At 40.6% G+C, this 6,171-nt stretch carries 5 protein-coding genes and 1 pseudogene; 3 read left to right on the top strand and 3 right to left on the bottom strand.

Features of this window, described 5'->3' with window-relative positions:
* The 3 genes and pseudogenes from PseudUWO310_RS19370 to PseudUWO310_RS19360 form a co-directional block, all read right to left on the bottom strand.
* A pseudogene (locus tag PseudUWO310_RS19370) lies at positions 1-219 on the bottom strand (hypothetical protein); the annotation flags it as partial.
* 282 nt (positions 220-501) lie between these two features.
* Positions 502-1,221 carry a phosphoribosylaminoimidazolesuccinocarboxamide synthase gene (gene purC, locus PseudUWO310_RS19365; protein WP_143122123.1) on the bottom strand — a complete coding sequence of 240 codons (720 nt, stop codon included), beginning with the start codon at positions 1,219-1,221 and terminating at the stop codon, positions 502-504.
* Between the two features lie 341 nt (positions 1,222-1,562).
* On the bottom strand, positions 1,563-1,781 hold the full coding sequence (locus tag PseudUWO310_RS19360; RefSeq protein WP_143122122.1) for a hypothetical protein: 219 nt from the start codon (positions 1,779-1,781) through the stop codon (positions 1,563-1,565).
* 502 nt (positions 1,782-2,283) lie between these two features.
* Here PseudUWO310_RS19360 and PseudUWO310_RS19355 point away from each other — a divergent pair.
* The 3 genes from PseudUWO310_RS19355 (at position 2,284) to PseudUWO310_RS19345 (ending at position 6,167) form a co-directional block, all read left to right on the top strand.
* Positions 2,284-3,444 carry a glycosyltransferase family 2 protein gene (locus PseudUWO310_RS19355; protein WP_143122121.1) on the top strand — a complete coding sequence of 387 codons (1,161 nt, stop codon included), beginning with the start codon at positions 2,284-2,286 and terminating at the stop codon, positions 3,442-3,444.
* A gap of 200 nt (positions 3,445-3,644) precedes the next feature.
* Entirely contained in the window at positions 3,645-4,877 is a 1,233-nt protein-coding gene (locus tag PseudUWO310_RS19350) for a DegT/DnrJ/EryC1/StrS family aminotransferase (protein ID WP_143122120.1), read from the top strand.
* A gap of 252 nt (positions 4,878-5,129) precedes the next feature.
* Positions 5,130-6,167, top strand: coding sequence for a Gfo/Idh/MocA family protein (locus PseudUWO310_RS19345; protein ID WP_143122119.1), 1,038 nt, complete (start codon positions 5,130-5,132; stop codon positions 6,165-6,167).
* Positions 6,168-6,171 lie beyond the last annotated feature (4 nt).

Here is a 6,171-nt window from a genome sequence, read left to right as displayed (position 1 = left end):
AGACTGAGGGGGCTGGGTGGGAGGTGTCGTAGGTTGTGGGGCTTGAGCGACCGTACTCGACTGGGGAGCAGTTTTGGCTGAGGCAGGAGGGGTTGTGGACTGTGGGGTCGGGGCTTGAGCAATCTCTTGCTTTGCAGGACTCGCCTTTGCCAGCAAAGGATTTGTCAGTAACGTGCTGGATGCGGCAATGGCTGTGAATACGAGCAAGTTTATACGCATAAAGTCTTCCAAACACCTACAGAATATTTAAACAGAATACTTAACAGGAAACTATTGACGAACAGAGATAAACAGAAAGTTTCTGAGAATAGTAATAAATTACTATAACTTTCAACACCGACATATAGCTAGCAGTAATTTGCTAAAACTGAATTTTATTGTTTTATGTTGTTTGCGATCGCCAGAAACAAAAAATTCATGCAGGATCTCAGTATGAATCCTGAAGAGCGTACCGCTCGCTTAGTGGGCGGTACGCTCTCTGGTTTTGGTTTTTAGTTATGCTTAACTGCTTAATACTCTTTTCATGACCTCTTGGTATGCCTCAGCAACATTACCGAGATCCTGCCGAAAACGATCTTTATCCATAATCCGCTCGGTAGGATCGGCGATCGCTTTATCCCAAAGGCGACAGGTATCAGGACTAATCTCATCGGCTAGCAATAACTGCCCTTTGCGATCGACACCAATTTCCACTTTAAAATCGACGAGGATCAAATTGCAGCGATCAAAAAATGTTTGCAGATGTTGGTTAATGTTTAGGGCAAGTTCCTTGAGCTGGACAACCTGCTCGGGCGTGGCGAGATCGAGCATGGCAACATGGGCATCCGTGATTAAGGGATCGCCAAGGTCGTCATTTTTGTAGAAAAATTCAACTAACGGAGTCTTGAGTTCTTGCCCTGATTGCAAACCGAGCCGCTTACAGATGCTGCCTGCGGCGATATTGCGAACGACGACCTCAATGGGTAATATCTTGACCGCAGCAACCTGCATCTCATTGGGAGAAACTTGCTGGATAAAGTGGGTCGCAATGCCTTGAGTTTCTAAATACTGAAAAATGTGAGAGGCGATCGCGCAGTTCATTTCCCCTTTGTTGGCGATCGTGCCTTTTTTTAAAGCGTTGAAAGCGGTGGCATCGTCTTTGTAGCGAGACAGCAAAATATGAGGATCGTCTGTTGTAAAGAGAATTTTGGCTTTGCCTTCGTAGAGCTTGTTTCCACTCATGGATATATTGCGATATTAATTTCTTAAGTATTCTATCGCAATTTAAATCCAATAAAGACTATAGGCTTGTAGGACAAATGATCATGGCTTCATTCTTGTTTAATGATTTAATTTAATGATTTAATTTAATGATTTAATTTAATGACTTAATTTAATGACTTGATCCGATGATTTAAACAACTGAAGTAACTGAGAGATAATTGGCAATGGCGAATTGAATTTTAATTAGCAGTTAATTAGCAGTATCGATTATGGTAGCTTTGCAGAAAGCGATCTAAATCGAATTTAAAATCAGAGAAGATAGCAATTTCATACTATTTGTCTAGATCGCTGGCGAGATTTTATCTCATCAGATAATGGGATTGCTTACTGCGATCTTTTTGGTCATTGAAGCAAATATTTGTTCCTGAGCTATAGATATATTCTATTTCCTCTTGAGACAAGACAAGTTCTAAATAAAGTTCTCCCAACCATTCACGAATTTTACTTAGTCTAAAAAATAGGTAGAGTTGCCTTTCGGTTAACATTGTTTGTGTTTTCTCTATTTGTACAGGAGTCATTGGTTTGTCCCTCCCTTAATTTGTCTATATATTGTGCATTGAGGAAAGGGATTACCATGTGATGATATAGGCTCTAATTGAGAGATCCTTGTCTCAATAATTAAGCGATCGCGATCACAAACTCCAGCCAACAAATTGCTATAAACTGTGCTTTAATCTGCTTCAGCTATAGCAAGTACTTTTTAAATAATTCTAAAAATAGTATTTATTTAATAGACTGACCTATGTATTTTTTAGGTGATATTTATTTTAAGAAAATATACTTAAAGCCCTATTTGTGTATAACTTATATATAACTTACGTATAACTTTAATGATTGTCTTTTCGTTGTCTTTTAGTGATTATATTAGATATTAATTTGTTGGTTTCCCTGTTCAAAGAACCTTAATAAGTTGAAGGCATGACGGTGATGCAAAAGGAAAGCCTGATATTTCAGTGTTTGACTTCCCGCTTCCAACTCTTACCAAAGGTTGTTTGAAATCCACTTTCTGAGTACAAAGCTATGGCGACATCTAGAGCATTGGAATTGAAAACATCTTCTTCCTCTTCCGATATTGAAGACAATAATTCAGCATTAACTGACCAAGGATATCAATCAGGATGCCAATCAGAGAGTGATTCTCCCAAAACGTTAGTGTCCTTATTGGTTCCAGCCTACAATGAATCTTCCATCATTGAAAAAAACTTGGGAATCCTTTGTAAGTATATGCAATCCCTAGAGAATAAATTTCAATGGGAGATGGTAATCGTTAACGATGGAAGTAGAGATGATACCTACGCCAAAGCTTTAGAGTTTGCCAAAAATCGCGAAAACATTTTGGTTTTACATCATCGCATAAATCATGGGCTGGGTCAGGCTTTGAGGTATGGTTTCAAAAACTGCCAAGGCGACTACATTGTTGTTGTCGATTTAGATTTAAGTTACTCTGCCGACCATATTGGCGATCTGTTAGATCGGATTGTCAAGACTCAAGCCCGAATCGTTGTGGCATCGCCCTATATGCGTGGTGGTTCTATCTCTAATGTTCCTTGGTTACGAAAAACCCTCAGTATTTGGGCAAACCGATTTCTCTCTTTTACCGATAAACGCAGTCTCGCAACCCTAACAGGAATGGTTAGGGTATACGATGCTCAGTTTCTCAAAAGACTTAATCTAAGATCGAAGGGAATGGAGATAAATCCTGAGATCATCCATAAAGCAAGACTGTTAGGGGTGAGAGTTGAAGAAATCCCTGCCCATCTTTGTTGGCTCCCTCAAAAAACACAGGAAGTTAAGCGAGTTTCGAGCATGAAGATCGCTAAACAAACCACGGCTGTTTTAGTTTCTGGCTTTTTGTTTAGACCTGTAATCTTCTTTTTGATTCCCAGTCTGATCCTGTTTTTGCTATCTGCCTATGCTGACTTTTATGCAATTTTGCGCTCTTGGCATAACTATCAACAGTTGGCATTGTCTCAGCAATTTCCAGATTTTACTGATGCGATCGCCATGGCATATAGTCAAGCCCCACATACCTTCTTTATTGGCGGTATAACTTTGATCTTGGCTATTCAACTGTTTAGCTTGGGAGTTTTATCGATGCAAAGCAAGAATTACTTTGAAGAGATTTTTTATCTCGGTACAGCTATCTACGAAAACAATAACAGTATGAAGAATGAATCTTAAAGAAAGTGAGACGTTGTTATTTTGTCAGTATTTCTGTTATATAAAATCCTAAAACCTGCGGCGCACGCTGCGTGTCGCCGCAGGTTTTAGATCTGGATTTTAATTATGCTGAGGTACTTAAACAGATAATTACAAAGAATAAATACGAAGAATAAAAATAAAAATAAAAATAAAAAATAGAGAAATTAAGAGGTATTAAAATGATTGAATCTACACCAACACTGACGAAGTTAATACAATTGCCTTCCGATCAGGATGCATCTGGGCGGACTCTAGGCGAAGAAGAGATTAAATTATTATCTGAAGCGATTCGCAGCGGTACTCTCACCAGCACAAAAGGAAGTTTTGTCAAAGCCCTTGAAAATCAGTTTGCAGAAATGATTGGTGTTAAATACGCCTATGCCTGTTCTTCAGGATCGGGGGCTATTCACACTGCTATTTCGGCGATCGATCCCGAACCTGGAGATGAGATTATCACCACTTCCATTACCGATATGGGTGCTTTGACTCCGATTCTCTACCAAGGGGCTATTCCTGTATTTGCCGATGTCGATCCCAGAACTTGGAATGTCACTGCCGAGTCAATTGAAGCTCGTTTGAGCGATCGCACTAAAGCGATTATTGTCACCCATTTATTTGGCAATCCCTGCAATATGACCGAGATTGTTCAACTTGCCGAATCTCGTGGTATTCCCATCATTGAGGATTGCGCCCAGTCATTTTTAGCCGAACACAATGGCAAAAAAGTTGGAGCGATCGGTTCCATTGGTTGTTTTAGTTTGCAACAGGGTAAACATATTACAACGGGAGAAGGCGGGATCGTCACGACCAATGACGATGCTTTTGCAAGACGAATGTTTTTATTTGTCAACAAAGCTTGGGGCTACGGCGATCCCCAACCCGATCATTATTTTCTCGCACTCAATGGAAGGATGTGTGAATTGCAAGGAGCAGTTGCGGTTGCCCAACTTGATAAACTTGAGGGAATCGTCAAAAATCGTCAGGATGCGGCTAGCAAATTAACTGGCAAGCTTCAGGGATTGAATGGAATTTCTACACCGCAAATTGATGCTAGAAATACTCATGTCTATTGGAAATATTGCTTGAGCGTGGATAGCAGTAAAATTGCTGATGGCGCTGTAGGATTGGCAAAGAATTTAAAAACCAAGGGTATTTTCTCTGCACCCCGCTATATTCAAAAGCCTGCATTTATGTGCGAGATTTTCCAGAAACAACGTACATTTGGTAATTCGCGCTTTCCCTTTACTCTGGCGAGCCCTGACGCTGTAGATTACAATGCGGCAAAATTTGCTGGTACTTATGCTGGTTTAGAGGCTGTATTGGTATTGCCTTGGAACGAACGTTATACCGATGAACATATTGATTATATTGCTGATGCTATTCATGAAGCAGTCAAGCAACTCAGTTACTAATTCTTAAATTAATTAAACTTAAATTAATTAAAAGCTAAATCTCAGTATCTAGGAGTATCTAGGAGTATCTAGGCGCAATTAAATATAAAACCCTAAAAGCTGTAGCGCACGCACAGCCTGCGCTACAGCTTGTGACTCTAGTTTTTAATTATGCCCAGCTACTGATTAATACCAAGTTAAGAAATGACGTAGCCATTTCTTAACTTGGTATTAAGCCATAACTTAATCTATAAATTTATTAGGAGGATTTCCATGACAACAAAATTGAGGTTTGGTCTAGTCGGTGCAGGAGCGATCGCTCAATCCTATATCCAAGCCTTTGAAAGTACGGATATCGCCCAGCTTGTGGGCATTGCTGACGTAGATCTATCTAGAGCTAATTCTTTAGCAGAGCGGTTGGGATGCCAAAGTTTTGCATCCCATGAAGATTTGGTCAATAGTATCGAGATCGATGCTGCGATCGTTTGTACTCCTCCCATTACCCATTTAGATGTTAGCCGCTATCTTCTAGAACATAAAATCCATGTTCTTTGCGAAAAGCCCCTCAGTGTCAATTCGGCTCAAGCGAAGCTGATGGTTGAAACTGCCAAACAGGCGGGTGTTATCTTGACTATGGCTTCTAAGTTTCGCTATGTCGAAGATGTAATTCGTGCTAAGCAAATTGTCTCTTCGGGAATTCTGGGCGAGATCGTACTATTTGAGAACGCTTTTACTGGACGAGTGGATATGAGTAAGCGATGGAATTCGCAGCCTCAAATTAGTGGTGGTGGCGTACTCATCGACAATGGTACGCATTCTGTTGATATTATGCGATATTTTCTCGGTGCTCTTGATGAGATTCAAGTTGTCGAAGGCAAGCGCATTCAAGGTTTAGACGTGGAAGATACGGTGCAAATTTTTGTGAAGAGTGCCAGCGGCGTACGTGGTAGTATCGACCTCTCTTGGAGCATTAATAAGGAGCTAGATAGTTATATTCGGATCTATGGCTCTCAGGGTACAATTTCAGTTGGTTGGCGAGAATCTAAATATCGTCAGGCTTCTAGTTCAGATTGGGTTGTATTTGGTAAGGGTTATAACAAAGTACAGGCATTTCGTAGCCAAATCGAGAATTTCACCAAGGCAATTAGAGGTGAGGAACAATTGATTATTACTGCTGAGGATGGGCTAGCCTCCGTCGCCGCGATCGAGTCGGCCTATGCGGCGATGATGCAGACTAGTTGGACTCGGATCGGTCACCATAATCTTCGTGTTTTACCAACTAATGAAGTTCCTGCCGTTGCCTTAGGATAACTTG

The sequence above is a fragment of the Pseudanabaena sp. UWO310 genome (assembly GCF_006861605.1).
In the GTDB taxonomy this organism is placed as follows: domain Bacteria; phylum Cyanobacteriota; class Cyanobacteriia; order Pseudanabaenales; family Pseudanabaenaceae; genus Pseudanabaena.
Note: the sequence above shows the minus strand (reverse complement) of the source record. Positions and strands in the feature narration are given on the sequence as shown.

Excerpts from the sequence above, each read along its gene's own strand:
- purC (WP_143122123.1), bottom strand. The coding sequence starts at position 1,221 with ATGAGTGGAAACAAGCTCTACGAAGGCAAAGCCAAAATTCTCTTTACA.
- PseudUWO310_RS19360 (WP_143122122.1), bottom strand. The coding sequence starts at position 1,781 with ATGACTCCTGTACAAATAGAGAAAACACAAACAATGTTAACCGAAAGG.
- PseudUWO310_RS19355 (WP_143122121.1), top strand. The coding sequence starts at position 2,284 with ATGGCGACATCTAGAGCATTGGAATTGAAAACATCTTCTTCCTCTTCC.
- PseudUWO310_RS19350 (WP_143122120.1), top strand. The coding sequence starts at position 3,645 with ATGATTGAATCTACACCAACACTGACGAAGTTAATACAATTGCCTTCC.
- PseudUWO310_RS19345 (WP_143122119.1), top strand. The coding sequence starts at position 5,130 with ATGACAACAAAATTGAGGTTTGGTCTAGTCGGTGCAGGAGCGATCGCT.